Source organism: Streptomyces sp. NBC_00659, assembly GCF_036226925.1.
In the GTDB taxonomy this organism is placed as follows: domain Bacteria; phylum Actinomycetota; class Actinomycetes; order Streptomycetales; family Streptomycetaceae; genus Streptomyces.
The window spans coordinates 4,570,617-4,596,867 of the sequence record NZ_CP109031.1 but is presented as its reverse complement, the minus strand read 5'-3'; the positions used below and the strand labels follow the sequence as shown (position 1 = coordinate 4,596,867).

The following is a 26,251-nucleotide window of genomic DNA, read 5'->3' as shown; positions in this document are numbered from 1 at the left end:
GATGAGTGGCGACGCGGGAGTGGTCGAGGGACCACTCCATGGCTACCACCACGAGACGTATGTCGTTCCGCTGCCGGGCCGGCCGGGAGAAGCCGAACCGGTCCGCTGGAAATGCCGGGAGCCGCGTCCTGGGCTGCTGTGGTTCGACCGGCGCTGTTTCGCGTCCGAAGAGGAACTGCTCCGCGCGTTGCAGGGGCGCATCGAGGGCATCCCCGACCTGATCCAGGCGGGCTCCGCCGGTCTTCAGCGGTTCATCGAGGGCGAGACGCTGGGGGCCCTGTACGGATCGGGCGGCGGGATCCCCTCGTCCCTTCTCGGGCAAATCGTTTCCCTCTTCGGGCAGTTGGCCCGAGTAAGACCCGATTCCCTGGCCGCGGAACGGACGTGCACATCTGTTTATCGGGCTGCCGAGGGAGACAGCGACGGTTTTTTGGAGCGGCTGATCCTGTTCACGGAAGAGGAGGTGTACCAGCGGAATATGCCCGACTTCAAAGGCCTGTTCTACGACCTCGGACTGGACGAGGCCTCCTTCGGAAGGCTCCGCGAGCGTGTGTCGGGACTGACCCGCCGCCCTTTCCATCTGCTGCACGCCGATCTCCACCGCGAGAATTTCGTGGTCGACGGAATGGGCCGGCTCTGGACGATCGACTGGGAACTGGCGATGTTCGGAGACCCGCTCTACGACCTGGCCACCCACCTCTACCTGATGCGGTACCCGCGGGACCAGGAAGACCGGATGACCGGGCAGTGGCGCAAGGCCGTCGAGAGCGTCGTCCCCGGCAGTTCGGACGGCCGGGAGAAGGACCTTCCCAAGCTCCTCGCCTTCAAGAGGGCCCAGTCCGTCTTCACCGACGTCATCCGGACGGCCCTGTCGTTGGAGGAGGAGCGGACGGTCGACGCGAGTCTCCTCGCCCGGGCGGGCGACAGGATCCGGCAGGTGCTGAGCGCCGCGACGGTGCCGCTGGGGATCAAGGTCCCGGCCGCGGAGAGCGTCACGGCCGCGTTGGGTCGTTGGTACGAAGAGCGGGCGGAGAGCGCGGAAGTCATGGCCGGAGCCGCGGTCCCCGGTGGTGCGTAGGCTCGTGACCATGAGTGACACCGGACTGCGCGAACGCAAGAGGCGGCGGATGTACCAGTCCGTCTCCGACACCGCCATCGGCCTCTTCCTGGAGAAGGGGTTCGACGCCGTGTCCGTCGCCGAGGTCGCGGCCGCCTCCGAAATCTCCAAGCCGACGCTCTTCCGGTACTTCCCGTCCAAGGAGGACCTGGTCCTGCACCGGTTCGCGGACCACGAGACCGAGGCCACGCGGGTCGTCGAGGAGGGCCGGGCGGCCGGCCGGCCCGCGATCGACGCCCTCCGCGAGCACTTCCTGGACGGTCTGCGCAGGGAGGACCCCGTCACCGGGCTCAACGAGCATCCCGGCGTTCTCGCCTTCCACCGGCTGCTCTACGGGACGCCCTCGCTGGTGGCGCGGATGTACGGGTACCTGGAGCGCTCCGAGGCCGCGCTGGCGGAGGCTCTCGCGGAGCCGCTGGGCACCGGGCTCGACGCACGGCTCGCCGCCGGGCAGATCACGGCCGTACGCCGCATCCTCGCCGAGGAGAACCTGCGGCGGATCGCGGAGGGGGAGCCGGTGGCCGTCGTACGGCCGGACGCGGTGGCGGCGGCCGAGCGGGCCTTCGCCCGGCTCGCGGCCGGGTTCCCCGGGCTCGCCTGACCTCGGCGTCCCCGGGTTCGCCCGGCGGGGGCGGCCAGCGGGGCGGCCGGGGGCAGCCCGCAGGGACATCCAGTGCGTGACCGGGTAAAGAATGTTACCGAGTTACGTTATTCCGGTACCCTGGATGGAATGACGCCACCCGACCCCGCCCGACGGCCTGCCCCGGACCTGCCGCTCGCCCGCTCCCTCTCCCGTGAGCGCGCCTTTCACGACACCTGCCGCGCCGCCCTCGCCGCGATGGTCGACGGCGCCGAGGAGCAGGTCGTCACCGGTGAGGACGTCTCCGCGTCCGGGGCCGACGCCGAAGTGCTCGGGTATCAGCTGCGCAGCCAGGCCAAGGAGATGCGGGAGCTGCCCCAGGGGCCCCTGTTCTTCGGCCGGCTGGACTTCCAGGACTCGGTGGCGGCGGCCGGCGACCACGCCGGGCAGAGCTATCACATCGGGCGGCTGCGGATCAGGGAACACCCCGCCGCCCCGCCCCTCGTCGTCGACTGGCGGGCCCCCGTCTCGCGCGCCTTCTACCAGGCGGGCGCCCGCGACCCCCAGGGCGTCGCCGTCCGCCGGCGCTTCGGCTGGGCCCCCGGCAGCCGCGGCGACTCCACCGACCTCACGGGACTTGAGGACGAACCCATCGGGATGGAGCGGCCCTCGCCGGGAGCGGTTCCACCGGAGCCGACCGGAGCCGGAGCCGCAGTCGGAGCCGACTCCGACTCCGGGGCCGGGGAGGGCGCGGCCGTGCTGAGCGGGACCGGTCAAGGGAGTTCGATCCTCGCCGAGGAGATCGAGCGCCCCCGTGTCGGCCCCATGCGGGACATCGCCGCCACCATCCAGCCCGAGCAGGACGATCTCGTACGGGCCGACCTGTCGGCGTCGGTCTGTGTGCAGGGTGCCCCGGGCACCGGCAAGACCGCCGTCGGCCTGCACCGGGCCGCCTACCTCCTCTACACCCATCCGCAGCGCGTCCGCCGAGGCGGCCTGCTGATCCTCGGCCCCAACCGCACCTTCCTGTCGTACATCGCGGAGGTCCTCCCCGCGCTCGGGGAGACCGGCGTGCGCCAGTCGACGATCGGCGAGGAGATCGCCGGCCGTCCGGTGACGGGCGAGGACGGCGAACGAGCCGCGGCCGTCAAGCACGACGCCCGGATGGCGCGGGTGCTGCGCCGGGCGTTGTACGGGAACATCGGCGTCCCGGCCGAGGGCCTCGCCGTGCCGGACGGCACGTACCGCTGGCGTGTCCCCGTCGCCGTACTGCGCCGCATCGTGGACGACGTACGAGCCGAGGAACCGCCGTACGCCGTCGGGCGGGAGCGGGTGCGGACACGGGTCGTGCGGTATGTGCGGGAACGGGCCGAGCTGCGGGCCGGGCCGCAGACGAACGCCTGGGCGCAGCGGATCTCCAGGGCCCGGCCGGTGGGCGCGTACGTCGACGCGGTGTGGCCCCGGGTGCGCCCGGAGGAGCTGCTCACCCGGCTGCTCGGCGACGCCGAGGCGCTGGAGCGGGTGGCCGAGGGGATCCTCGACGCAGAGGAGCGGAAGGCGGTCCTGTGGGCGCGGCCGCCGCGGTCGTGGAAGTCGGCGCGGTGGTCGGCCGCCGATCTGGTCCTGCTCGACGAGATCGCCGGGCTGATCGAACACCCCGAGGGATACGGCCACTTGGTGATCGACGAGGCGCAGGACCTGTCTCCGATGGAATGCCGGGCCATCGCGCGGCGGGCCTCCTTCGGGTCCCTGACCGTGCTCGGGGACCTCGCTCAGGGCACGACTCCCTGGGCGGCGCGGGAGTGGGGCGAACTCCTGGCCCATCTGGGAAAACCGGATGCGGCCGTCGTCCCCCTGACGGTCGGGTTCCGGGTGCCCGGGGTCATCGTCGAACTCGCCAACCGGGTGCTGGAACGCCTGGATGTGGGTGTCCCGCCGGCCCGGTCCCTGCGCGGGGACGGCGCGTTGAGGATCCGGCCGACCGCCGACCCGTCGGCCGAGACCGTCGCGGCCGTACGGGAGGCGCTCGCGCACGAGGGTTCCATCGGGGTCATCACCGCGGACGCCGACGTCACCAAGGTGCGGGAGGCGCTCGGCGCCGCGGGGATCCGTGCTGCCGGAGCCGATGAACCGGGCGCCCGGATCGCGGTGCTGCCCGCGAGTCTGGCCAAGGGGCTGGAGTACGACCATGTCGTGGCCGTGGAACCGGCGGCGATGGCGGAGGCCGAGGCGCGGGGCCTGCACCGGCTCTACGTGGTGCTGACCCGGGCGGTGTCGCGTCTGGACGTGATCCACGCGCGCCCGCTGCCCTGGTGACCGGTGCTGCGGTGCCAACCGTTCGAGCGGGACAGCCGACGGCCGGTGTCCCGCCCGAACGGTTCCGGGCGCGACGCCCTCAGGCGCGCGCGCCGAACGGATTACCGCCGGGCCGCGTGGCGACGTACGAGCAGGACCGCGCCCGCGCCGGCGGCGACGGCCGCGGCCGCGGCGCCCGCGAGGGGCAGGGCCGGGCCGGAACCGGTGGCGGCGAGGTCACCGCCGGTGGCGGTGCTCCCCGAGGATCCGGTGGCCGAGGAGCCGCCGCTGGTGTTCGCTCCGCCGCCCGTGGTCCCGGATCCCCCCGTCGTCCCGCCTCCGCCGGTGGAACCCGAACCGCCCGCGGAGCCGCTCCCGCCGGTGGAACCCGAACCGCCTGCGGAGCCGCTCCCGCCGGTGGAACCCGAACCGCCCGCCGAGCCGCTCCCGCCCGTCGAACCACCGCCCTCGACGTGGAGCAGGATGTCGGCCTTGTCGTTCGCCTTGTTCACGTCGTACGGGCGGGCTTCGGCAGTGAGGGCCACCGAGCCCTTGGCTCCCGCCACCGCCTTGTTGATCTTCAGTTTGAAGGAGTAGGTGTTCACCTGGTCCTCCTTCACCCAGTACTGCGCGATGTTGCAGGAGTAGGTTCCGGCTGCCGGGGTCTGGCAGTAATCCAGTCCCTTGACCACGGTCGTGCCCGCGGGCACCTTGATCAGGGTCCGGGTTGTCACCGGCTCCGGTAGCTTCAGCACCCACGCGGGGCCGGCGTTGGTGAACTTCACCTTGACGTCGACCGTGTCCCCGACCCGGCCCTTCAGCTCCGCTCCCGACACCTGGAAGTCGGCCGTGTTCGCCGCGTTCACCCGCACCCGGGCCTTGGCATAGCCGGGGTTCCCCGAGTTGCTGCCGGTGAGAACGGAGTCGGGCCGCTCCACCAGCTTCGCCGCAGGAGCGGTTCCGCGCACGGGCCCGTGAGCCTGTTCGTCGGGGCCGTGGCTATAGCTCATGACGGTGACGTCGAGATCGTCGTACAGCGCCCGGTCGAGAGCCTTGAGGGTCAGTTTCTCGGGCGCGTAGACGACACCCGGCTCCACGGCCTGGTCGAACTCGCAGGTCATCAGGGATCTGGGCGGCAGTTCGTCGTACGAGCCGATCTCCCACCGCACGCAGTTCGAAGGTATGTCGGCGAAATCCAAACCCTGGGTGACGTAGTACGACAGCCAGATCTTCTCCAGCGTCTCGGTGCCCGTGGTGCCGAAGGTGACCGGCGCCTCGAAGGTGCTCCCAGGCTTCACTCCGTTGATCGGTGCGATGGCCTCCAGCACCAGCCCGGTCTTGGAACCGTCGGCCACGGCGTAGGGAGCACCGCCCAACGTGATCAGCGCGCCGGCGCCGATGACGCCGACGGCCGTGCGGAGTGTGCGGAGGCTGGGCCCGGAGCGGAGCATACGGTTACCTCTGGGTTGAAGTGGCGGAGATACACGGTGAATTGCGGGTTGCAAGTCCCGGACCTCAGACATGCGCAGAGGTCGAACGGTTGTACCGGCGCCGTCATGATCGGCCGAGGGGCCACGCCCTTCGTGGCGTGGCACACTTTTGCAAGCAGGTGCTTGCAAAAGTTAGCGGTGATGGGGCAAGGTGGACGCATGGCATCGCTCAACGTCGGCAATCTCGGTGAGTATCTGCGGGAACAGCGGCGCAGCGCGCAGCTGTCGCTGCGGCAGCTCGCCGACGCCGCCGGGGTGTCCAATCCGTATCTGAGTCAGATCGAGCGCGGGCTGCGCAAGCCGAGCGCGGAGGTGCTCCAGCAGGTCGCCAAGGCCCTGCGGATCTCCGCCGAGACGCTGTACGTGCGGGCCGGCATCCTCGACGCCGAGCGGGACCGCGACGAGGTGGAGACGCGTGCCGTCATCCTCGCCGATCCCACGCTGAACGAGCGGCAGAAGCAGGTGCTGCTCCAGATCTACGAGTCCTTCCGCAAGGAGAACGGATTCGAGATCGCACCGGCGGACGAGACCGGTCACGGCACCGAGGTGCCGGGCGGCGGCGCGGGCCGCGGCACCGACGCACCCGAGACTCAGGACATACCGGACGCCCAGCCTCCACAGGACACCGCCGTCCGCGGCCCCCGCACGGCCGACGGCAGCGATGCCGGTCCGCAGCAGACCGCGAGTTGACCGCATGCGGATCACACAACCCTCAGCTGAAAGCGATTACGGGAGGACCATCGTCATGGCCATCACCGACGACATCCGCAAGGCCGCCACGGACCCGACCCCGCTCTACTTCCTCGCCGGCACCGCCGACCTGGCCGTTCAGCAGGCGAAGAAGGTCCCCGGCATCGTGGAGCAGATCCGCGCCGAGGCCCCGGGCCGCATCGACACCGTGAAGAACATCGACCCCAACGCCGTCCAGGAGAAGGCCACCGCCCGCGCCAAGGAGGCGCAGGAGACCCTTCAGGCCAAGGTGACGGAGTTCCTCGGCACCCTCGACACCGACCTGAAGAAGCTGGGCGAGTCCGCCCAGGACTTCGCCCTGCGCGGTGTCGGCGTCGCCGCCGAGTACGCCGTCAAGGCGCGGGAGACGTACGAGAAGGTCGCCGAGCACGGCGAGCAGACCGTGCGGACCTGGCGCGGCGAGGCCGCCGAGGAGATCGAGGACTTCGCCATCGCCGTCGAGCCGAAGGCCGAGCCGGTCGAGGTCAAGGAAGAGGTGAAGCCGGCGGACGCCGCCGAGGACGCCGCCTCCAAGAAGAACCCGGCGAAGAAGGCCCCGGTGCGCAAGCCGGTCGCCAAGAAGACGGCTCCGCCCGCGAAGTAGGCGAGCGGGGCGACACCACTTCGCCTGACGCGGACGGGCCGGGCACTCTCCGAGTTCCCGGCCCGTTCTCCGGGTACGGTGGCCGTAGAGACGACTCGAACAGGCGGTGGGCATTGTGCTGATGACGGCATTCGGCGGTCTGATGTGGCTGATCTTCACAGCCATACTCGTCCTCGCCGTGGTGGCGCTGGTGATGGCCGCGATCGCCCGCGAGGACGCCTACCGTGCCGCCGACAAGCAGAACAAGATGTTCTGGCTGATCATCCTCGGAGTCACCGTGGCGGTGAACCTGGTGGTGCCCTACCTCTTCCTGCAGCTCGCGGGCCTGGTCGCCACGATCGTCTTCTTCGTCGACGTCCGCCCCGCGCTGCGGCAGGTGTCGGGCGGCGGCCGGGGCCGCCGTGGCGGCAGCAGCAGCGACGGCCCGTACGGCCCGTACAACGGCGGCAGGTAGACCCCCGCCCGGCGGGGCGCCGGGCATGGCCGGACCCCGGCCACGGAACACCCCGTGGCTACCCCGGCCACGGGACCCCGTGGCTAAGGCGTCCGGTCCAGCAGCAGTACCGCCACGTCGTCCGTCAGTTCCCCGCCGTTGAGCTCGCGCGCCTCGTTCACCGCCGCGCGCAGCAGGTCCTCGCCCTGGAGTCCCTGGGCGAGCTGGCGGCGGACCATGTCCACCATGCCGTCCAGGCCCAGGCGTTCCTTGCCCACGCCGGTGTGGCCCTCGATCAGGCCGTCGGTGTAGAGCATCAGGCTCCACGCGGCACCCAGCTCCACCTGCATGCGCGGCCAGCGGGCGTTCGGCAGCAGACCGAGCGCCGGGCCGTTGTTGTCGTACGGCAGCAGCTGGGCGGGCCGGCCCGGACGGGCGATCAGCGGTGACGGGTGACCGGCCAGGCAGAGCCCGGCGCGGCGGCCGTCGGGCGCGATGTCCACGGTGCACAGCGTCGCGAAGATCTCGTCGTTCTCGCGCTCGTGCTCCAGGACCTGCTGGAGCGTGGACAGGAGTTCGTCGCCGCACAGGCCCGCGAACGTCAGCGCACGCCAGGCGATGCGCAACTCCACACCGAGTGCCGCCTCGTCGGGCCCGTGCCCGCAGACGTCGCCGATCATCGCGTGCACCGTGCCGTCGGCCGTGCGCACGGTGTCGTAGAAGTCGCCGCCGAGCAGCGCGCGGGAGCGGCCCGGGCGGTAGCGCGCGGCGAAGCGCAGCGAGGAGCCCTCCAGCAGCGGGGTCGGCAGCAGGCCGCGCTCCAGACGGGCGTTCTCCTGGGCGCGGAGCTTGGACTCGGTGAGCCGTCGTTCGGCCTTGTCGGAACGTTTCCGCTCCACCGCGTACCGGATCGCGCGGCTCAGCAGCCGGCTGTCCAGCTCGTCGCGGAACAGGTAGTCCTGGGCGCCGACGCGCACCGCCTCCGTGCCGCGCTCCGCGTCGCCGGACGCGGTGAGCGCGAGGACGGCGTGGCCGGGCGCGAGCCGCAGGACGTGCTTGAGGGTCGCCAGCTCGTCGGCGCTCTCCGCCGCACGGCCCGGTGCGGGCAGCGCGAGGTCGAGCAGGATGCAGTGGACGTCGTCGGTGAGCAGCCGCTCGGCCTCGGTGAGGTTGCGGGCGGTGCGGACCCGGACCGGCTTGCCGGCCGCGTCGAGTATTTCGGGCACACCGAGCGAACCCGCCGGGTCGTCTTCGATGACCAGGAGAGTCAGATGGGTGGTGCCGGTGATCGGGGTCGTGGTGTGGGCTTCCGGTGCTGTCCCGGCGGGGCCGCCGGTGGTGTCGCCGGATGGGCCGCCGGGTGAGAACACGGCTTGAGCCTGACCACTCTCCACGGCCGGGATCGCTCTCTGCCGCGGTACGGGTACGGGCATCGTCTGGGTTCCTTCCCTCCCCCCGAGGGCGTGGCGGGGCGAAGGACCTCGACCCACCGACGGGGACCATAGCGCCCGCCGGTGCCGCAACGGAATGGCGTACGGCGCGGTGCCGGACAAAGGGCCACCGTCATATGCCGCATCCCGTAACGCACTTGGACAGGACGCGGTTCCCCGGGGGATGACGAAGGTCACGTCCCCGGGTCCGGGCGGCCGGGGCAACCGTGCGGTAGGTCACGTGCGGTGCGTCACGCGGGTGCCGTCACGCCTGACGGCACACCCCCGTTCGCGGCGCTCCGTGCCTGGTGGGGCGTCCTACGCGTCCGGCCGTACGACGCCCAGGATCTGCATCGAACCCGCGCCCGTGATCGTCACCGTGCGCCCGGGGCGCGGGGCGTGCACGAGGGCGCCATCCCCTATGTACATCCCGACATGGCTGGCGTCGTCGAAGTAGATGATCAGGTCGCCGGGGCGCATGTCCTTGATGTCGATGTGCTTGAGCTGCTTCCACTGCTCCTGCGAGGTGCGGGGGATGGGGTGACCGGCGGCCGCCCAGGCCTGGGAGGTGAGTCCCGAGCAGTCGTACGTCTTCGGGCCCTCGGCGCCCCACTCGTACAGCTTGCCGATCTGGTCGGTCGCGTACTTCACGGCCTTCCTGCCCTGTTCGGAGGCGTCGCTCTTGATGTCCGAGAGGACGCCGGAGCTCAGCCAGACGGACTGCGCCTGGTAGGCGGCCTCCTCCTCCAGCTTCGCGAGCCGCTCCTTCTCCTTCTTCTCCAGCCGGGACTCCAGCTTCTCGGCGTCGGAGATCCGCTGCTTGATCTTCTTCTTGGCCTCGGCCCGGGTCTCGCGGTCGGCTTCCAGCTTCCGCCACTGCGTGGAGGCGTCCTTCGCGTACTGCCGCAAGTCCTCCTGGGTGCGGGCCATCTCGCCCATCAGTCCCTTGGTGGCGTGCTCGCCCTGCCGCACCCGCCCCGCGCCGTCCAGGAACTCCTGCGGGTCGTCGCTCAGCCACAGCCGTGCCTGGGGCGGCAGCCCGCCGCCCCGGTACTGGGCACGGGCCGCGGCACCCGCGCGGTCCTTCAAAGCGTCCAGCTTCGCCTGGCCCTTGACGATCTGCTGGGCCAGCCCCACGATCTCGGCGGACTGCTTCTGGACCTTCTCCTCGGCCGCGTTGTAGGCATCCGTGGCGACCGCGGCTTCGTGGTAGAGCGTGTCGAGCTTCTTGCGGACCGCTTCAAGGTCCTTGTTGCTCACGGGTGTCGGGGTCGCCGTGGGAGTCCTCGTCGGCGTCGGCTTGGGCTCCGGGCTCGCGTAGGCCGTCCCCGCCGACGCCAGCACCACACAGGCACATGCGCAGGCCAGGGCCATGGCCGCCGTGGTCAGGCTCCGTTTGCCGGATCCCATTTCTCCGCCCCCTACCTGATTTACCGTCAGTAACATACGGATGCCTGAGGGATCGTGCCATGTCGGCGCGCAATGCGACAGAGCCGGGCAAGAACTCCCTTCCCCTCGCGCGAGCGGCAGGCAGGAACTCTCTCCTTCTCGCGCACGCGGCAGGCAGGAACTCCCTTCCCCGCAGCTCGCGTCGGCATGACGATCTCATCCCCCCGCCTGTGTGACGAGCGACTCACCGAGATCGTTCCCGCCGGTTCGCGCACCGGTCGCGCACCGGTCGCCTCCCGGTCGCCGCGGCGGCTCGCCGGGCCCGCGCTCCGTCAGGCGCGGGGCGCCAACGCCTCCCAGCGCACCGTCACTTCGCCCTGGCGCCAGCGGGCGGTCCCGTCCACGACCGGCCAGTCGGCCCTCAGGTCGCGGACCGTGCGTATCCAGCGCTGCCTCGCGCCGTACGCCGCGTACGGCGCGGCGGCCGCCCAGGCGCGGTCGAAGTCGCGCAGGAAGGAATGCACGGGCTCGCCCGGCACATTGCGGTGGATGAGGGCCTTCGGCAGCCGCTCGGCCAGGTCGGACGGACGGTCCAGGGAGCCGAGCCGGGTGGCGAAGGTGACCGTGCGCGGGCCTTCCGGGCCGAGGGCGACCCAGACGTGCCGACGGCCGATCTCGTCGCAGGTGCCCTCGACGAGCAGTCCGCCCCGGGAGCCGGGGCCCGCGGGCGCGAGCCGTGCGCGAAGCCGCCGCCAGACCTCGGCGACCTGCTCCTCGTCGTACTGGCGCAGCACGTTCGCCGCCCGGATCAGCTGCGGCCGGCCCGGCACCGGGACCTCGAAGCCGCCGTGCCGGAAGGCGAGGCCCTCGCGTTCGTACGGGCGGGCGGCGGCGACCCGCGCGGGCTCGATCTCGATGCCGAACACGTGGGTGCGGGGCGCGGCCGTGCGCAGCCGGGTCAGCAGCTCGACCGCGGTCCAGGGCGCGGCGCCGTAGCCGAGGTCCACCGCCACGGGTTCCGGCGCCCGGCGGAGCTCGGCGCCGTGCACCGCCGCGATCCAGCGGTCCATGCGGCGCAGGCGGTTGGGGTTCGTCGTCCCGCGCGTCACCGTGCCCACGGGGCGGGACGCTGCGCGGGTTGTCATGCGTACGAGAGTAGGCGGCCCCGGCGCGGGCCGGGTGACCCTGTGGACAACCGGCGGCCGCCCCCGCCCCGCCTGTGGAAAACCCCGGCGGATCCGGACGGACAGGGAGGCAGACGCATCCCGCGATCGAACGGTTGAGCGATATGGGGTAATGATTCGGCAAAGGGGAAATGGAGCGGACAGCTCCGGCGTTCTCCCTCCTGGAGGGCGTGACACGTCCTCCGACCGGCATGCCCGCAGCAAGGAGGACCGCCACGTGAGCCAGTACGTCAGCAGGCTCGGGCGTCGCTCCCCGGCGGGGGCCTCGCGGCTCAGACTGCACCGCAGGCCCCGTCGCGTCGCCATGCTCTCCGTGCACACCTCGCCCCTGCACCAGCCCGGTACGGGCGACGCGGGCGGCATGAACGTGTACATCGTCGAACTCGCCCAGCGGCTCGCCGCGATCAACATCGAGGTCGAGATCTTCACGCGGGCCACGACCGGGGCACTCCCGCCGGCCGTCGAGCTGGCACCGGGCGTCCTCGTCCGGCACGTCGACGCGGGCCCCTACGAGGGCCTCGCCAAGGAAGACCTCCCCGCCCAGCTGTGCGCCTTCACCCACGGCGTCATGCAGGCCTGGGCCGGTCACCGCCCCGGCTACTACGACCTCGTGCACTCCCACTACTGGCTCTCCGGCCACGTCGGCTGGCTGGCCGCCGAACGCTGGGGCGCGCCCCTGGTGCACGCGATGCACACCATGGCCAAGGTCAAGAACGCGGCGCTGGCCGAGGGCGACACCCCCGAGCCCGCCGCCCGTGTCATCGGCGAGACCCAGATCGTGCGCGCCGCCGACCGCCTCATCGCGAACACCGCGGAGGAGGCCGACGAGCTCGTACGCCACTACGGGGCGGACTCCGGCAGCGTCGCCGTCGTCCATCCCGGGGTCAACCTCGACCGCTTCCGGCCCGCCGACGGCCGGGCCGCCGCCCGCGCGCGGCTCGGCCTCCCGCAGGACGCCCTGATCCCCCTGTTCGCGGGCCGCATACAGCCCCTCAAGGCCCCCGACGTGCTGCTGCGCGCGGTCGCCGTCCTGCTCGACGAGCGGCCCGAGCTGCGCGGCCGGATCGTCGTCCCCGTGGTGGGCGGTCCGAGCGGCAGCGGACTCGCCAAGCCCGAAGGGCTCCAGAAGCTCGCCGCGCGGCTGGGTATCGCCGACGTCGTACGGTTCCGGCCGCCCGTCGGCCAGGATCAGCTGGCGGACTGGTTCCGGGCCGCGTCGGTGCTGGTCATGCCCTCGTACAGCGAGTCCTTCGGACTGGTCGCCATCGAGGCGCAGGCGGCCGGCACGCCGGTGCTCGCGGCCGAGGTCGGCGGCCTGCCGGTGGCCGTACGTCACCAGGAGACCGGCTTCCTCGTACAGGGACACCATCCCGCCGACTACGCGCGCGTGCTGGGCGAATTCGCCGACGACGAGACCCTCGTGACCCGTATGGGGGCCGCCGCGGCACGCCACGCGGAGCGCTTCGGCTGGGACACCGCGGCGGCGGCGACGGCGGACGTGTACACGGCGGCGACACAGGACCACCGACGCCGCCTGCGCGCGCACCACGCCTGACACCGGCTGCGGGCGCGCCATGCCGGACGCCGCCTGCGGGCGCGCCAGACCCGACAACCGCCTGCGGAGGCACCACTCTGGACGCCGGCTCCCCGCGTCCGACCAGGCGCGGCACCCCCGACGCCGGTCACGTACGCTCGCCCCATGGCTGACGCAGCGTCGATCATCGAGCGGGTCCTCACCGAGGCCGAGCTGGAGTGGGAGAGCCCCGACGCGGGCTCGTACGTCGTGAAACTGCCCGGCACCCGCAAGCTGTCGACGACGGTCTCGCTGATCGTCGGCAAGCACTCGCTGTCGCTGAACGCGTTCGTGATCCGCCATCCCGACGAGAACCACGAAGCGGTCCACCGCTGGCTCCTGGAGCGCAATCTCAAGCTCTACGGGGTCGCCTATGCGGTCGACTCCCTCGGGGACGTCTATCTGGTCGGCAAGCTGCCGCTGGCCGCCGTCACCCCGGAGGAGGTGGACCGTCTCCTCGGGTCCGTCCTCGAAGCCGCCGACGGCTCCTTCAACACTCTCCTGGAACTCGGTTTCGCCTCCGCGATCCGCAAGGAGTACGCCTGGCGGGTGTCCCGCGGCGAGTCGACGCGCAACCTGGACGCGTTCACGCATCTGACTCAGCGCCCTGCCAACTGACGCTCACTGTCCGGCAGTTCCCTGGCGTCCGGCCTCCGCTAAATAGCCAATGCGGGACCCTTTCCCCGGGCGGGGTCCCCGTGGCATGCTCGCCGCCGACGCACACATGAACATCGTTCATGTACATGAAAATCCGCAGGGAAACGCATGGAAGGGCGGACGGTCATGACCGACAGGCACGGGTACGGGTACGGGTGCACGGGGATCACCAGGCGGGCCCTGCTCGGCAGTGCCACGGTGGTGGCGGCCACGGCCGTCACCGGCACGACGGCCGCCGCGGCGTCAGGGACCACCGCGGCGGCCCCGCCACCCGCCCGGGGTACGGCCTCCGCCCGGTCCGGCGAAGTGCCCCCGCTCTGGCGGGAGTTCGTCCGCTCCCCGTTCACCCACCCGCAGATCCCGTACGTCGGCAGGGCCGGCGCGCACCGCGGGGCCGCGCGCTTTCCCCGCCGGCCCGTCGTGACCGACATCCGCGACCACGGCGCCGTCGCCGACGGCACGACGGACTGCGCTCCCGCGATCAACCGTGCCATCGCCGCCGCCGGAAGGGCCGGCGGTGGCACGGTCACCATTCCTCCCGGGACGTTCCGCATCGACGACCTGATCCACATCGGCCACTCGAACGTGATCCTCCGGGGCGCCGGCAGCGGCCGTACGACCCTGTACGCGACCCGGAACCTCACCGAACTGATCGGCGCCTACGGATCCCGCTACGGCGGTGACAAGTCGTCCTGGTCCTGGGCCGGCGGCCTCATCTGGCTGGCCCCCACGGCTCGTTGGGACGCGCTCGTCTCCGCCGTCAAGGCGAAGGCGTGGCCCTTCGAGGGCTGGACCGGCAACACACGCGACGCCTGGCGGACCCTCACGACCGTCGAGCCCGCGCGTCAGGGCTCCTGGACGGTGACCGTCGAGGACGCCTCCGAACTGCGCCCCGGAGCACTCGTCCTCCTCCGCCTGGCCGACGACGCCGACCACACGCTCCTGGAGCACATGTCGGGCGGCGGACCCGGGCCCGAGGCGTACTTCTGGGATGACAAGACCAAGCTGACCTCGTACGTCCCCTACGAGTGGCCCGTCCGCGTCGCCCGGGTGCGCGGCCGCAGGGTGACCTTCGAACGCCCTCTCCCGCTCGACGTACGCCCGGAGTGGGACCCCCGCCTGACCACGCACGTCGAGGAGCTGACCGGCTCGGCGGTGGAGGGGCTGACCCTGGAGGCCGTCGAGACACCGCAGTCCCCGCACCTGCTCGACAAGGGCTACAACGGTGTCGTCCTGCAGTGCGCCTACGACTGCTGGGTGGACGACGTCACGGTCCGCCACGTCGACAACGGATTCGGCCTCGTCGCCGCCTCCGCCTGCACCCTGCGCCGTACGACCGTCGCCGGACGCGGCTCACACCACCCGTACTTCTGCCGCGAGGGCTCGCACGACAACCTGATCGAGGACTTCACCGTCGAGGAACGCACCGTTCCCGCGCCCGCCGGAACCCAGCTGCACGGCATCAACGTCGAGGGCCTGTCCTCGTACAACGTCTGGTCGCGCGGCGACATGCGGATGGGCACCTTCGACTCCCACCGCGGACTGCCCTTCGCGAACGTCCGTACCGACATCACCGTCGACAACGACGGCCGGCACGGCGGCGACGCCTCGGCGGGACCGCTCTTCGGGGCACGCTTCACCCACTGGAACATCAGGGTCACCAACGGCCGGGCCGGTCTGATGAAGATCGACGGCCTCGCCCCCTGCAGCGCCACCGTCGGCGTCAACGAGGTCACCGAGTTCGACCAGATCGACGTACCCGACTTCACCGGGGACCTGCACTCCCGGCTGGAGCTGTACGGGACGACGGACGTCGTACGGCCGCGCAATCTCCACGAGGCCCAGCGCGACCTGTAGGCCGACGGGCCTGTGGACGGACCCGTGGGCCGGACGGATCCGTGGGCCGGACGGATCCGTGGGTTCACGACCGCACGTACCGCCCCGGAGTCACCCCCACCAGCCGCCGGAAATGGCGGGTGAGATGGGACTGGTCGTAGAAGCCGGTCAGGGTGGCCACCTCGCCCGGTGGCCGTCCGTCGAGGAGCAGGCCGCGGGCGCGGTCCACGCGGCGGGACATCAGATACTGGTGCGGTGCGATGCCGAACGCGCCGCTGAACGCCCGGACCAGATGCGCGGGGTGGGCGTGCACCAGCCGCGCGGCCTCGTCGAGGGTGATGCCTTCCGCGACCCGCTCGTCGAGGAGCTCGCGCAGGCGGAGGGCGAGCGGCCGGTCGGCGTGCGGGACCTCCACGGACCGGGGGCGCAGCAGCCCGCGCACCCGGTCCGCGATCAGCGTCAGTCTGCTGTCGGCCTCCAGCTCGTCGCCCGGGTGGGTGAGCGCCGTGTGCAACCGGGCGACCCGCCGCCGCAGTACGGGATCCGCGAGACCGGGGCCGTCCACCGCGGGGCCGATGAGGTCGTCGGCCAGGCGCGAGCCGTCGAGGTAGAGGACCCGCTTGCGGAAACCGTGCTCGGTGGCGGGAGCGCCGTTGTGCGGGATGTGCGGCGGGAGCAGGGTCACCGTGTCGCGCGGGGTGCCGTGCTCGTGCCGGTCGAGGTCGTAGCGGACGGCGCCGTCGTCGACGATCAGCAGGGTCCAGGCCTCGTGCACGTGCATCGGGTACGCGTACTCGGTGTAGTGCGCGTGGAAGACCTCGACGATGCCCGGGACGCTCGGGCGCCACGCGGACATCTCACGCTGAGGGGTCACGCTAAGAACGTACAAGACGACGGCCTACGCAGGTCGGCAGTGTTCTCGTATGAGCAGCGAGACCGACATGAACCCGTCCGGCACGAGCGATGTGAGCGGCCCGGGCGGCCCGAGTCCTTCAGGCGGAGGCGCGAGCGGCCCGAGTCCTTCCGGTGGCGGCGCGGTGCGCGGAGCGGGCCTTCCGGACGCCGCGCCCGTCCGCTTCGACACCAAGATCACCGTCGTCCTGCGTGACGACCTGGAGCCCTGGCAGCGGCTCAATGTGACCGCCTTCCTCGTCAGCGGCCTGGGGACGGCCGTCCCCGAGGTGGTCGGGGAGCCGTACGAGGACGCCGACGGGACCTCCTATCTGCCCATGTTCCGGCAGCCGGTGCTGGTCCTGGAGGCATCGAAGGAGACGCTGACCGCCGCCCACGCCCGCGCGCTGTCCCGGGCGCTGCCGCGAGCGGTCTTCACCTCGGACCTCTTCGGCACGGGCAACGACCGGGACAACCGCGCGGCCGTACGAGCCGTGCCGACCGGCGAACTGGACCTGGTGGGGCTCGCGGTGTACGGACCGCGGAACGCGGTGGACAAGGTGGTGAAGGGGGCGCGGATGCATCCGTGAGGTGCGGACGCTTTCCCGGAGGGCGCCTTTTGTACCCTCCGGGGCCCCGAGGCCGGGGTGCCGCCCCGAGGTCGGGGTGTCCCTGGGCCGGGGGTGTCCCTGAGCCGAGTTCCTCAGGCCGGGATGACCCCGGTTCCTGCTCCTGCTCCGGCTCCGGCGCCCTGGGACGGCTCCCGCACGGAGTCCGGAGAGAACTCTCGTACGGGCTCCGGTACGGACTCTCGCACCGGCTCCCGTACAGATGGCTCTTCCGCCGGAAGCCGTCGCATGAGCAGCCCGTACCCGAGACCCGCCGCCGTGCCGACCACCGCACACAGTCCCCAGAGCCAGACCGCGCCGAAGCGGTCGATGACGACGCCGGACATCACCGGGGCGATGAGCGCGGCGAGGGCCCAGGAAAGTGTGTACATGCCCTGATAGCGGCCGCGCCCGTGGACGGGGGAGAGGCGGACGACGAGACCTGTCTGCGTCGGGGCGTTGACGATCTCGGCGAGGGTCCATACGCAGACGGTGAGCGTGAAGACCCCGACCGACCCGGCGAAGGCGGTGAGCCCGAACCCGTATCCGGCGAGCAGCGACGAGATGACGAGCAGCCGCTTGGGGTCCCGGTGCTCGATGAAACGGCCGACCGGGATCTGGAGCGCGACGATCATGACGCCGTTGACGGCCATGGCCATGCCGTAGTCGGCCGGGGTGAAGCCGGCCCGGCCCATGGCGACCGGCAGTCCGACGGAGCCCTGCTGGAAGACGAGGGCGACGAGGAACGACAGCCCGACCACGCTCATGAACCGTCCGTCGCGCAGTACCGTCCCGAGCCCGACCGCGGGTTCCGTGTCCTTGGCGACCTGCACCGGCTTGGACTCCGGGAGCTTCGCGAAGACGACGAGCGCGCAGACCAACGTCATGGCGGCCTCGATGAGGAAGCCCGCGAGGTAGCTGAACTCGGCGATGAAGCCGGCGCCCATCGAGGAGACGGCGAAACCGAGGTTGATGGCCCAGTAGTTGAGCGAGAAGGCGCGGACGCGGTCCTCGGGCCGGACGATGTCGGCCATCATCGCCTGCACGGCGGGCCGGGAGGCGTTGCTGGCCATGCCGACGAGGAAGGCGACGGCGGCGATGGCCACGGGGTCGTGCATGAAGCCGAGCAGGGCGACCGAGGCGGCCGTCGACACCTGCGCGACGAGCAGCGTGGGGCGCCGCCCGAACCGGTCGGTCATGACACCCGCGACAAGCGAGGAGATGACACCGCCGAGGCCGTGCAGGGACGCGACCAGGCCCGCGTACGAGGCGGAGTAGCCCCGGTCGAGGGTCAGGTACAGGGCCATGAAGGTGGCCACGAAGGCCCCGAGCCGGTTGATGAGCGTGCTGGTCCACAGCCACCAGAACTCGCGGGGGAGCCCTGAGACGGTCTCTCGGACGGCACGTCTCATGACGGCGGCTGGCATGGATCCCCCACGGATGTAAGCGGCTCGGGCGGTGGGCACAACTTACGAGCCGTCTGTCGCCGAGATCCACTCAATTAACAGATGCCGTCAACTGAAGGGCGTCGGGGCGGGCGGGGGACGGCCGGACGGGGGCTCCTATGTCCGACAGATGGCCGGAGGCGCGAGCTGTCGCGGGGTTCCATTACGCTCGGAGCCATGGCCGACGCACCGTACAAGCTGATCCTCCTCCGCCACGGCGAGAGCGAATGGAACGCGAAGAATCTGTTCACCGGTTGGGTGGACGTCAACCTCAACGAGAAGGGCGAGAAGGAGGCAGTCCGCGGCGGTGAGCTGCTCAAGGACGCCGGCCTGCTGCCTGACGTCGTCCACACCTCGCTCCAGAAGCGCGCGATCCGCACCGCGCAGCTGGCCCTGGAGTCCGCGGACCGCCACTGGATCCCGGTCCACCGCAGCTGGCGCCTGAACGAGCGTCACTACGGTGCCCTCCAGGGCAAGGACAAGGCCCAGACGCTCGCCGAGTACGGCGAGGAGCAGTTCATGCTCTGGCGCCGCTCGTACGACACCCCGCCGCCGCCGCTCGACCGCGACGCCGAGTACTCCCAGTTCGACGACGCGCGCTACGCGGCCCTGCCGCCCGAGCTGCGCCCGCAGACGGAGTGCCTCAAGGACGTCGTCGTCCGCATGCTCCCGTACTGGTTCGACGGCATCGTCCCGGACCTGCTGACCGGCCGTACGGTCCTGGTCGCGGCCCACGGCAACTCGCTGCGCGCCCTGGTCAAGCACCTCGACGGCATCTCCGACGCCGACATCGCGGGCCTGAACATCCCCACCGGCATCCCCCTCTCCTACGAGCTGGACGCCGACTTCAAGCCCCTCAACCCGGGCGGCACCTACCTCGACCCGGACGCCGCGGCGGCGGCGATCGAGGCGGTCAAGAACCAGGGCAAGAAGAAGTAACCTTCGCGATCACGCCCCCGACCTGCGCATACGGCGCGGATCGGGGGCGTTTTCACGACCGGGGCCCTCTGTGGGACCTCGGCGCGGCGGCTCCTGCGGCGGTCGGAGCGCCTCGCCGAGAGATTTCCGCGCCCGGTCCCGACTGCTCGGCATGAGGTGCGCGTACACCTTCGGCGTGAGCCCCGGGTCGGAGTGCCCCAGGTACTCGCTCACCTTGCTGTGCCAGAGGCTCAGCCCTGTCAGTCGGCGCATGACCCGCAGGACGTCCAGCATCCGGGTTCCGACCTCGGTGAGCACCACGTCGTGAGGCACGTCGTCGCACACCAGTAAGAAGTACTCGTCTGCCAAGGCTTCCCTTATGCCTTCGATCCTGCCTGGTGCGTGACTGACTGGTGGTCGGCTTCAGCTGTCGCCGGTTTTGTCTGTGGCCGCGGCGGGAGCCGATTCTATGCCGTCCGGCATGACCGCGGTGACCCAGTAGTGATGGGCAATCGCTTCGGGGGCGCTCGTGTCCGAGTAGAAGCGGGTGCCGACGCTCAGCGGGGTGTTTGTCAGTCGTACGTACGACGACGTCTGGCCGTCCCACCGATAGACGTGGAATCCCGTTGCGCCGGCGCAGTCCTCGGTGTCACAGCTCCAGGTCAGCTTCGCCCACGTCTCGCTGATCGACCTCGCGGTGAGCTGCAGCGGCGCGCCGGGTGGCGTCGGAATCGTGGGGGTGGCCAGGTCGAGTTCGGTCACGGTGACGAAGGAGAAGGTCTCGCCCGTGTCGAACCGTGAGTTGCCCGACTCGTCGACGGCGACCACGGCGTAGCGCACGGTTTCACCGTCCGCGGGGGTCTCGTCGAAGTAGAAGGGGTCATCGCCGATGCTGTACCACGTTTCCCAGAGCAGGTAGTAGGTCCAGGTGCCCGCCGCGTACTCGCCTTTGTAGACCTGGTACTGCGAGATGTCCTCGCTCGTGCCCGGCTGCCACTTGACCGCGACGCCGTCCTTTCGCGGGGTGGCGCTCACCCCTGTGACGGGAGCCGGTGCCAGCCCTTCACGCGGGGCCACGACGGAGACCTTCACGGACTGCGCCGACTCGTTCGCCTGCCTGTCCACGGCGGTGACCGTGTAGTCGTACTCCTTGTCGTGGAGCACATACGGGTCGGTGTACGTGGCTGTCCGCGGGTTGTCCTCCAGGAGTCGGCCATTCCTGTACACGTGATAGTGATGGACGTCCTCGCTCGGCGAGGCGGTCCACTTCAGCACGATGCCGGTGCCGGACACGGGCGAGGCCGTGAGACCGGTCGGCGGGAGCGGCGGGTGGTCGCCGCGGGTGACGCCGTCGACCGCTGACCGCGCGGACACGTTGCCTGCCGCGTCCACGGCCGAGACGCTGTAGAGGTGGTGCAACTGTTCCCGGGCGGTGGTGTCCGTCCAGGAGGCCGCGGTGACCGTGGCGACCTTGCTGTAGACGGGGGCCGAGTCGTCGTCCGTGATCTGGCTCGCCCGGTAGACGTAGTAGCGGGCGGCGCCCGTGACCGGTCGCCAGGCCACGGCGATGCCCGACGCGCCGTCCGTGGCGGTGAGCCCCGTGGGTACGGGGGGCGCGGTCCTGTCGGTGGTGGTGACGGTCTGGAGGGACGAGCTGCCGGATTCGTTGCCGGCCTTGTCCACGGCGCGTACGACGTACTGGTATCCGGCACCGGTGGCGGGCGGGCTGTCGGTGAAGGACGTCGTGGTGGGTGCGGCGATCCGGGTCCAGGCCGTGGCGCCGGCGAGGCGCCGGTAGACGCGGTAGCCGGCAAGGTCCATCTCGGGTCTCTTCGCCCAACGGGTGCTGACCTTGAGGGTGGCGGGGTCGTAGGCCGTCGAGACGCCGGTGGGAGCAAGAGGCTCGATGGTGTCGACGGTCGCCGAAGTGCGGGGCGCATAGCCGAACTTGACGTTGGCGTAGCCCGTCCACGCGACGAAGTCGACGCGGATGCTGTGACGGCCGCTCGGAATGGTGAGGTTGACGGTTCTGACCTGGGTCGTGGAGACGTTCTTCCACATGTCGACCTTGCGGGTGCCGTCGACATAGACGCGGATGCCGTCGCGGACGGCGATGGTGAAGCCGAAGGGTCCCCCGGAGCCGAAGTCGCGGGTGGTCTGCCAACGGACGCCGAAGTTGTCGCTGGGCAGTGTGACCCCGGCCGGGTCGCCGGTGCCGTAGTCCTCGTTGATCGAGGTGTCGCAGGTCGTCAGCCTGGGCGTACCGCTGAAGGAGGTATTCGGGTGGTACGTGGCCTTCCACACCCCGTCCGCGCAGGTGACGGCGGCGTGGGCGGTGGCCGGCAGGGCAAGTCCCGCGGTGGCCGCGGCGATGGTGGCGGCCGTGACGCGGGCAGCGCGGAAACGCATGTGCATGGGTATCGGTGGATCGCTCTCGGTCATGGGGGCGTGGAGGACGGGCGCCGAGCCATGGGGCAGGGGAGCACCGGCGCGAATGATCGCATGTCTGTGCGTCCGCTGTCAGCGGGTTTCCCGTCAGTGGCTCGGCATTGTGGTGCGGAGCCAGTTGGTGAGGGTGGCGAAGTCGGTGTCGGTCAGGCCCTCGGACGGGGAGACGCGGTGCAGCAAGTAGGGGCGCCCGTGCTGTGCGGCCACCCAGAGCCGGTCCACGGGGCCGATCTCGTCGTCGACCCAGATGAACGGGCGGCCCCCGGTCCATTCGACGAGGGGGCGGGTCTTCCAGTGCAGGCCCCGCGGACCCGCTTCGGCCGCCTCGGGCCACTCCAGCACAGGCAGCGGGGGCAGTCCGATCCGTGGGCCGACGGACTCGTTCGCCTCCTCCATCCACGTCGTGGCCCACACCAGGTCGCATCCCAGCGCCGTCAGTCGCGGGCCCACGGCGGGGTCGAGCCGTTCGAGCAGGGGGTTCCCCTCGTCGGGGCCTGCTTCGGAGTCCGATACGGAGCCGGAGGACTCGCGGGGTGTCCACGAAGGGCCGAACGGGATCAGGGGGCCGTCGACGTCGAGGAAGAGGATCGGGCGGTCCACATCCACCGTGTTTCCTGGGTAGTTGTTCCCCCGGCGGCGTCCCCGGGCAGTTGTTGCGTCAGACCCGTCTTCTTGGGCAGGTGCTTCCTGGACAGGTGTTTCTGACTGCCGGGGACGGTGGGTGCGTCCCCGGCAGATCAGTCAATCGGCCCGTCGAGCCGTGGTCAATCGGTTCAATCCGGTTCAATCGGTTCAGTCGGTCAGGTGCAGGGCGGCTCGTGCGTCCGGGCCGTGCCAGCCTGCCGCCGTTCGCCATACGACGTGTACACCGAATGCCTCCCGGATCGCGTCGGGAGCCCAGTCCTCCGTGGGCGGCTCGGACAGGACCAGGTATCGGACGTCCGCCGAACGCGCTTCGACCCGGTCGAGTTCCATCAGGCGGGCCGCTCCCGCCCGCAGCTGCGTGTACCCGGAACGGTCGGCGCCGAGCACCTCGTAGCGGAAGCAGCCCTCCGGGCCCTCAAGGGTCGCGTCGGAGACCGGGGAGTCCGACGGCCGTAGTCCCGCTCGCAGGAGCGCTGCCTTCAGCTCGAAGCGCACGGCCTCGTGCGTGTTGCAGTCCCGGTCGGCCTGTGCCTCGACGTCCAGTCGCCGCGCGAGTGCCTCGCTCCATGCCGTCCGTCCCTCGGACGGGGCGGCGGACGAGTCGGCGGACGACGCGGCGGGCTCGATTTCCAGGAGAGCGGCAGTGTTCATGGGGTCGGTGTCCTTCTGTTGTTCGAGTGTTCTGCGGGGCTCGGTCGGCGGGGCCGTGATCGTCCCGGGTGGTGCTGTCTCGGTCGGCGTGCCGGTCTCGGTCGCCGGGGGCCCGGTCTCCGCACCCGTCTCCGGGCCGGTGTGCATCCGATGGCGGAGTTCGTCGCGGGCCCGGTCGAGAGCGTCGGTCCAGTGCCGGAACGCCGGGTCGTCCGTCAGGGCGGCTCGCAGGCCGGGGGTGTCCGCGCCGATCGCCTGCCGGGTGCGCTGGGCGAGGTCCGCCAGATCGCTCAGCCGGTCACGGTCGGCGGAACCCAGCAGGCGCCAGACGCTCAGCCAGTCGACCCGGTCGCGTCGCAGGCAGCGGCCGGCCATGCCCTTCAGTTCGGCGAGGAGGGCCGTCGTCTCCGGTGGGGCCGCGTCGTCGCCGTTCGCGATGTCCCGCAGGACGCCCAGCGCGGCCTCGTAACGGGGAGCCATCCGGGAGGAGATGGGCCGACGCCCGAACTCGCCGGCCGAGACCAGGCTCAACTGGCCTTCGTTCCGGGTCACCCAGCCGTCCAGCCGCGAGCCCGTGGCCGGGGTGGGTTCACCGTGGCGCGGGACGAGGAGGACGGTTCGCTCCGTGTCAGGCGCGAGGACCTTCACCTTCAGGTGGGAACCAGGGCCGGGGCCGAGCACCCGCACCTCGACGGGGGTGCCGACCGGCAGGTCGTCGCCCGTGGGATCGGTGCCGGTGGAGGCCTGGGTGGAATCGCCGGGGTCCGTCCCGTTCACCGGCCGGGCTCCGGGGTCCGTTCCGTTCGCCGGCCGGGCGGTCGTGGGCGTCAAGTAGGCGTAGGCGGAAGTGACTTCGCCGTCCGTGCCGTCGGCCGGTGTACCGAGTTCGCTCGGCAGCGGTGCCGTGTGGAGGACCGTCAGCGTCTGGGTGCTGCGGGACAGGGCGACGTACAGCCGACGCGGTCCGGCGGGACCCCGCTCGGCGATGGCCGTCGGCTCCAGCACCAGGACATGGTCGAACTCCATGCCCTTGGCCTGGGCGGCGGGGAGTACGGACACGGTCCGCAAGGTCTCCTCGGTCATGCCGTCCACGAGGTCGACGCGCCGGCGGACCTCCGCCAGCCAGTCGGAGTCGTCGGGCACGATGACGGCGATCGACCGCGGGGACCGGCCGTCGTTCGTGCCCGCGAGACGTGCCGCACGGGTCGCCGCCTCGTCCAGCAGCTCCCAGGGAGTCGTGGGGACGAGCCGCACGGCCCCGTCGCCGGCCCGTCGTACGGCCGTCGGGTAGGGCAGGGAGGGGGCGATGGCCCGGGCCAGGGGCGCCACGAAATCCATGATCTCCGCGGGGACCCGGTAGCTGGTGTTCAGCTCGGCCACGCGCCAGTCGCCCTGCGCGGACAGAATTCCGCCCAGCTGTTTCCAACTGGTGTAGGCATGCGGTCCGGTGGCCTGGGCCAGATCGCCGAGCACGGTCATCGAGCCGGTCGGACACCGTCTGCGCAGGGACCTCGCCTGCATCGGGGTGAGGTCCTGCGCCTCGTCGACCACGATGTGCCGATACCTGCGTGGACTCTCGCCCGCGATGAGGAAGCGCAGCTCTTCGAGGCACACCAAGTCGTCTGCCGTCCACGGCTCTTCGGCGGCGCTCTCGGCCTTCCGCCTCTGCAGGGAGGCCTGTTCACCCGGGTCGAGGATCCCGTCGGCGCACTCACGCAGCCTGGTGGGGGAGTTGAGCAGGCCGCGCAGTGCCACCTCGGGGCTCAGTGCGGGCCAGACCCGGTCGACGAGGGTGGTGACCTGCCGGTTGCGCTCCAGGTCGCGGCGCACGGTCGCGTCCCTGCCGCGGTGCGGGGCGACGCCGACGAGTTCGCCCAGCAGCCGGTCCACCAGCAGGGTGCGGAACCGGTCCCTGCGCGCCCGGTAGCCCTCGGTGCCCTCTCGGGCGTCCTGGAGGAGACCGAGCACCTCCGAGCGCGACAGACGCAGGGAGGTGCCGCCCACGACAACGACGAAGGCCGGTTCGTCCTGGGCGTGGGAGGGAGCCGAGACGACGGTGTCGATCGCCTCGGGCCGGCACTCGCTCTCCACCCGCCTGCGCAGGACGGCCGCCATCCGTTCGTCGGACTTCACCAGCCGCGCGGTCGGGGAGTCCGAGCCCCGGACCTCCCCTTCCCAGAGACGGGCGAGCTGTACGGCCGTGACGTTCCGGGTGCCGAGGGTGGGCAGGACGCGCCCCACGTACTCCAGGAAGTTCTGGTGCGGGCCCACGACCAGGATGTCCTGGGCACGGAAGTGATCGTTGTTGACGAGCCAGGTCACGCGGTGCAGACCGACCGCGGACTTTCCGGTGCCGGGGCCGCCCTGGATGACGAGGATGTCCGCCGGGGAACCGGTGACCAGCGCCATCTGGTCGCGTCTGATCGTCTCGACGATGTCGCGCATCCGGCCGCTGCGCGACCGGCGCAGCTCCCGCAGGAGGAACTCGTCGACCGGCTGCGGCTTCTGACGCCGTCGGCCGGGGGCCTGCCGCTGTGCCGGGACGACGGCACGCGGCCGTGCGTGGCGGCCTCCGGCGGGCGGGGCGGTGGTGCTTTCCGCCTCCGCCGGGGCTTCCTCCGAAGCTCCCTCCGGGGACTTTGCCGGGGCTCCCCCCGGGGATCCTCCCTGGGATTCTTCCGGGACGTCCTCGCCATCGCCGGAGCGAGGGATTTCCAGGACGTCGGGGACGTCAGGGACGTCGGGTATCTCGGCGGCTTCGGGGAGGTACGGGGCTTCGAGCGGAGCGGGATCGTCCACGAAACGCGGCGGCAGGCCGGCTTCCTGCCCGGGCTCCGGCGAGTCGTCGTACGGTCCCGCGCCCGGGGTGATCTCGTCCAGGAAGTCCTCGACCCGGCGCCCGGCGCAGCGTAACTGGCGCCGCAGGAGCACCTCGCCCGGCGTCTCCGGCCGGGCGTTGTGCCAGCTCACGGCGATCGGGTTCGTCCAGGAGACCACGACCTGATCGCGGGTCTCGGTGTCGAAGACATGGCGTCGTCCGACATAGAACGTCTCCGGTTCGGCGTCGTCCGCCTCCTGGACGTCGACACGGCTGATGACCAGGGCCTCGCCCCCGAGACCGCCGTACTCCTCCGCCGCGCTCACCGCTTTCTCGCGGAGCGCGATGCCGTCCTTGCCGCTCGCGGAAGCCGTGGCCGCCGACGGCGACGTCATCTCCGCGAGCCTGGCCTCGTAGCAGTCGTAGGCGCGGTCGACGGCCTTCTGTTCGATGGCGATGACCGTGTCCCGTGGTGTCGTGCTCACGTGTGTCCCTCCTGGCGGCGCCCCT

Annotated in this window: 20 protein-coding genes and 1 pseudogene; 11 read left to right on the top strand and 10 right to left on the bottom strand. The window is 71.2% G+C overall.

Annotated elements, in window-relative coordinates; translation table 11 throughout:
- Window position 1: 1 nt before the first annotated feature.
- The 3 genes from OG410_RS19850 (at window position 2) to OG410_RS19840 (ending at window position 4,013) form a co-directional block, all read left to right on the top strand.
- Window positions 2-1,078, top strand: a complete 1,077-nt coding sequence (locus OG410_RS19850) for a phosphotransferase (protein WP_329300420.1) — start codon at window positions 2-4, stop codon at window positions 1,076-1,078.
- 10 nt (window positions 1,079-1,088) lie between these two features.
- Window positions 1,089-1,718 carry a TetR/AcrR family transcriptional regulator gene (locus OG410_RS19845; RefSeq protein WP_329300419.1) on the top strand — a complete coding sequence of 210 codons (630 nt, stop codon included), beginning with the start codon at window positions 1,089-1,091 and terminating at the stop codon, window positions 1,716-1,718.
- Between the two features lie 129 nt (window positions 1,719-1,847).
- Window positions 1,848-4,013: a HelD family protein gene (locus OG410_RS19840; protein ID WP_329300418.1), complete on the top strand. Its 2,166-nt coding sequence runs from the start codon at window positions 1,848-1,850 to the stop codon at window positions 4,011-4,013.
- 101 nt (window positions 4,014-4,114) lie between these two features.
- Here the strand turns inward: OG410_RS19840 and OG410_RS19835 are convergent, their stop codons facing one another.
- The gene (locus OG410_RS19835) at window positions 4,115-5,443 is read right to left on the bottom strand and encodes a hypothetical protein (protein WP_329300417.1); all 1,329 of its coding nucleotides are present in this window, start codon (window positions 5,441-5,443) and stop codon (window positions 4,115-4,117) included.
- Between the two features lie 198 nt (window positions 5,444-5,641).
- Here OG410_RS19835 and OG410_RS19830 point away from each other — a divergent pair, with 198 nt between their 5' ends.
- From OG410_RS19830 to OG410_RS19820, 3 genes are all read left to right on the top strand, one after another.
- A complete protein-coding gene (locus OG410_RS19830; protein ID WP_329300415.1) occupies window positions 5,642-6,172 on the top strand; it encodes a helix-turn-helix domain-containing protein in 531 nt (176 codons plus the stop codon).
- 55 nt (window positions 6,173-6,227) lie between these two features.
- A complete protein-coding gene (locus OG410_RS19825) occupies window positions 6,228-6,815 on the top strand; it encodes a hypothetical protein (protein WP_329300414.1) in 588 nt (195 codons plus the stop codon).
- 115 nt (window positions 6,816-6,930) lie between these two features.
- Window positions 6,931-7,269, top strand: a complete 339-nt coding sequence (locus tag OG410_RS19820; RefSeq protein WP_326786999.1) for a DUF2516 family protein — start codon at window positions 6,931-6,933, stop codon at window positions 7,267-7,269.
- Window positions 7,270-7,352: 83 nt separating this feature from the next.
- Here OG410_RS19820 and OG410_RS19815 read toward each other — a convergent pair whose 3' ends face one another.
- The 3 genes from OG410_RS19815 to OG410_RS19805 form a co-directional block, all read right to left on the bottom strand.
- Window positions 7,353-8,681, bottom strand: coding sequence for a PP2C family protein-serine/threonine phosphatase (locus OG410_RS19815; protein ID WP_329300412.1), 1,329 nt, complete (start codon window positions 8,679-8,681; stop codon window positions 7,353-7,355).
- Window positions 8,682-8,996: 315 nt separating this feature from the next.
- Window positions 8,997-10,088: a C40 family peptidase gene (locus OG410_RS19810; RefSeq protein ID WP_329300411.1), complete on the bottom strand. Its 1,092-nt coding sequence runs from the start codon at window positions 10,086-10,088 to the stop codon at window positions 8,997-8,999.
- A gap of 311 nt (window positions 10,089-10,399) precedes the next feature.
- Entirely contained in the window at window positions 10,400-11,212 is an 813-nt protein-coding gene (locus OG410_RS19805; RefSeq protein WP_329300409.1) for a class I SAM-dependent methyltransferase, read from the bottom strand.
- Window positions 11,213-11,468: 256 nt separating this feature from the next.
- On the opposite strand from OG410_RS19805, the gene mshA reads away from it, so the two are divergent.
- The 3 genes from mshA to OG410_RS19790 all read left to right on the top strand — a co-directional run bounded on the left by mshA (window position 11,469) and on the right by OG410_RS19790 (window position 15,338).
- Window positions 11,469-12,806: a D-inositol-3-phosphate glycosyltransferase gene (mshA, locus tag OG410_RS19800; RefSeq protein WP_328669808.1), complete on the top strand. Its 1,338-nt coding sequence runs from the start codon at window positions 11,469-11,471 to the stop codon at window positions 12,804-12,806.
- Between the two features lie 144 nt (window positions 12,807-12,950).
- Window positions 12,951-13,442: a YbjN domain-containing protein gene (locus OG410_RS19795; protein ID WP_328450989.1), complete on the top strand. Its 492-nt coding sequence runs from the start codon at window positions 12,951-12,953 to the stop codon at window positions 13,440-13,442.
- 165 nt (window positions 13,443-13,607) lie between these two features.
- Window positions 13,608-15,338, top strand: a complete 1,731-nt coding sequence (locus tag OG410_RS19790) for a glycosyl hydrolase family 28-related protein (protein WP_329300408.1) — start codon at window positions 13,608-13,610, stop codon at window positions 15,336-15,338.
- A gap of 64 nt (window positions 15,339-15,402) precedes the next feature.
- On the opposite strand, the gene OG410_RS19785 is transcribed toward OG410_RS19790, so the two are convergent.
- Window positions 15,403-16,173, bottom strand: a complete 771-nt coding sequence (locus tag OG410_RS19785) for a helix-turn-helix transcriptional regulator (RefSeq protein WP_329304173.1) — start codon at window positions 16,171-16,173, stop codon at window positions 15,403-15,405.
- Between the two features lie 85 nt (window positions 16,174-16,258).
- Here OG410_RS19785 and OG410_RS19780 point away from each other — a divergent pair, with 85 nt between their 5' ends.
- Complete coding sequence (locus OG410_RS19780; protein WP_443063896.1) at window positions 16,259-16,798, top strand: DUF2000 family protein; 540 nt, start codon at window positions 16,259-16,261, stop codon at window positions 16,796-16,798.
- Between the two features lie 113 nt (window positions 16,799-16,911).
- Here the strand turns inward: OG410_RS19780 and OG410_RS19775 are convergent, their stop codons facing one another.
- Window positions 16,912-18,243: an MDR family MFS transporter gene (locus OG410_RS19775; protein WP_329300407.1), complete on the bottom strand. Its 1,332-nt coding sequence runs from the start codon at window positions 18,241-18,243 to the stop codon at window positions 16,912-16,914.
- 195 nt (window positions 18,244-18,438) lie between these two features.
- Between OG410_RS19775 and OG410_RS19770 the strand changes: the two genes are divergently transcribed.
- On the top strand, window positions 18,439-19,200 hold the full coding sequence (locus tag OG410_RS19770) for a phosphoglyceromutase (RefSeq protein WP_326787009.1): 762 nt from the start codon (window positions 18,439-18,441) through the stop codon (window positions 19,198-19,200).
- Between the two features lie 9 nt (window positions 19,201-19,209).
- Here the strand turns inward: OG410_RS19770 and OG410_RS19765 are convergent.
- From OG410_RS19765 to OG410_RS19745, 4 genes and pseudogenes are all read right to left on the bottom strand, one after another.
- Window positions 19,210-19,413: pseudogene (locus OG410_RS19765) on the bottom strand (hypothetical protein); the annotation flags it as partial.
- A gap of 189 nt (window positions 19,414-19,602) precedes the next feature.
- Window positions 19,603-21,588, bottom strand: coding sequence for a fibronectin type III domain-containing protein (locus tag OG410_RS19755; RefSeq protein WP_329300406.1), 1,986 nt, complete (start codon window positions 21,586-21,588; stop codon window positions 19,603-19,605).
- A gap of 126 nt (window positions 21,589-21,714) precedes the next feature.
- Window positions 21,715-22,233: an HAD domain-containing protein gene (locus OG410_RS19750; protein WP_329300405.1), complete on the bottom strand. Its 519-nt coding sequence runs from the start codon at window positions 22,231-22,233 to the stop codon at window positions 21,715-21,717.
- Between the two features lie 186 nt (window positions 22,234-22,419).
- Window positions 22,420-26,226 (bottom strand): AAA family ATPase, encoded by a 3,807-nt coding sequence (locus OG410_RS19745; RefSeq protein ID WP_329300404.1) that lies wholly within the window; start codon window positions 26,224-26,226, stop codon window positions 22,420-22,422.
- Window positions 26,227-26,251 lie beyond the last annotated feature (25 nt).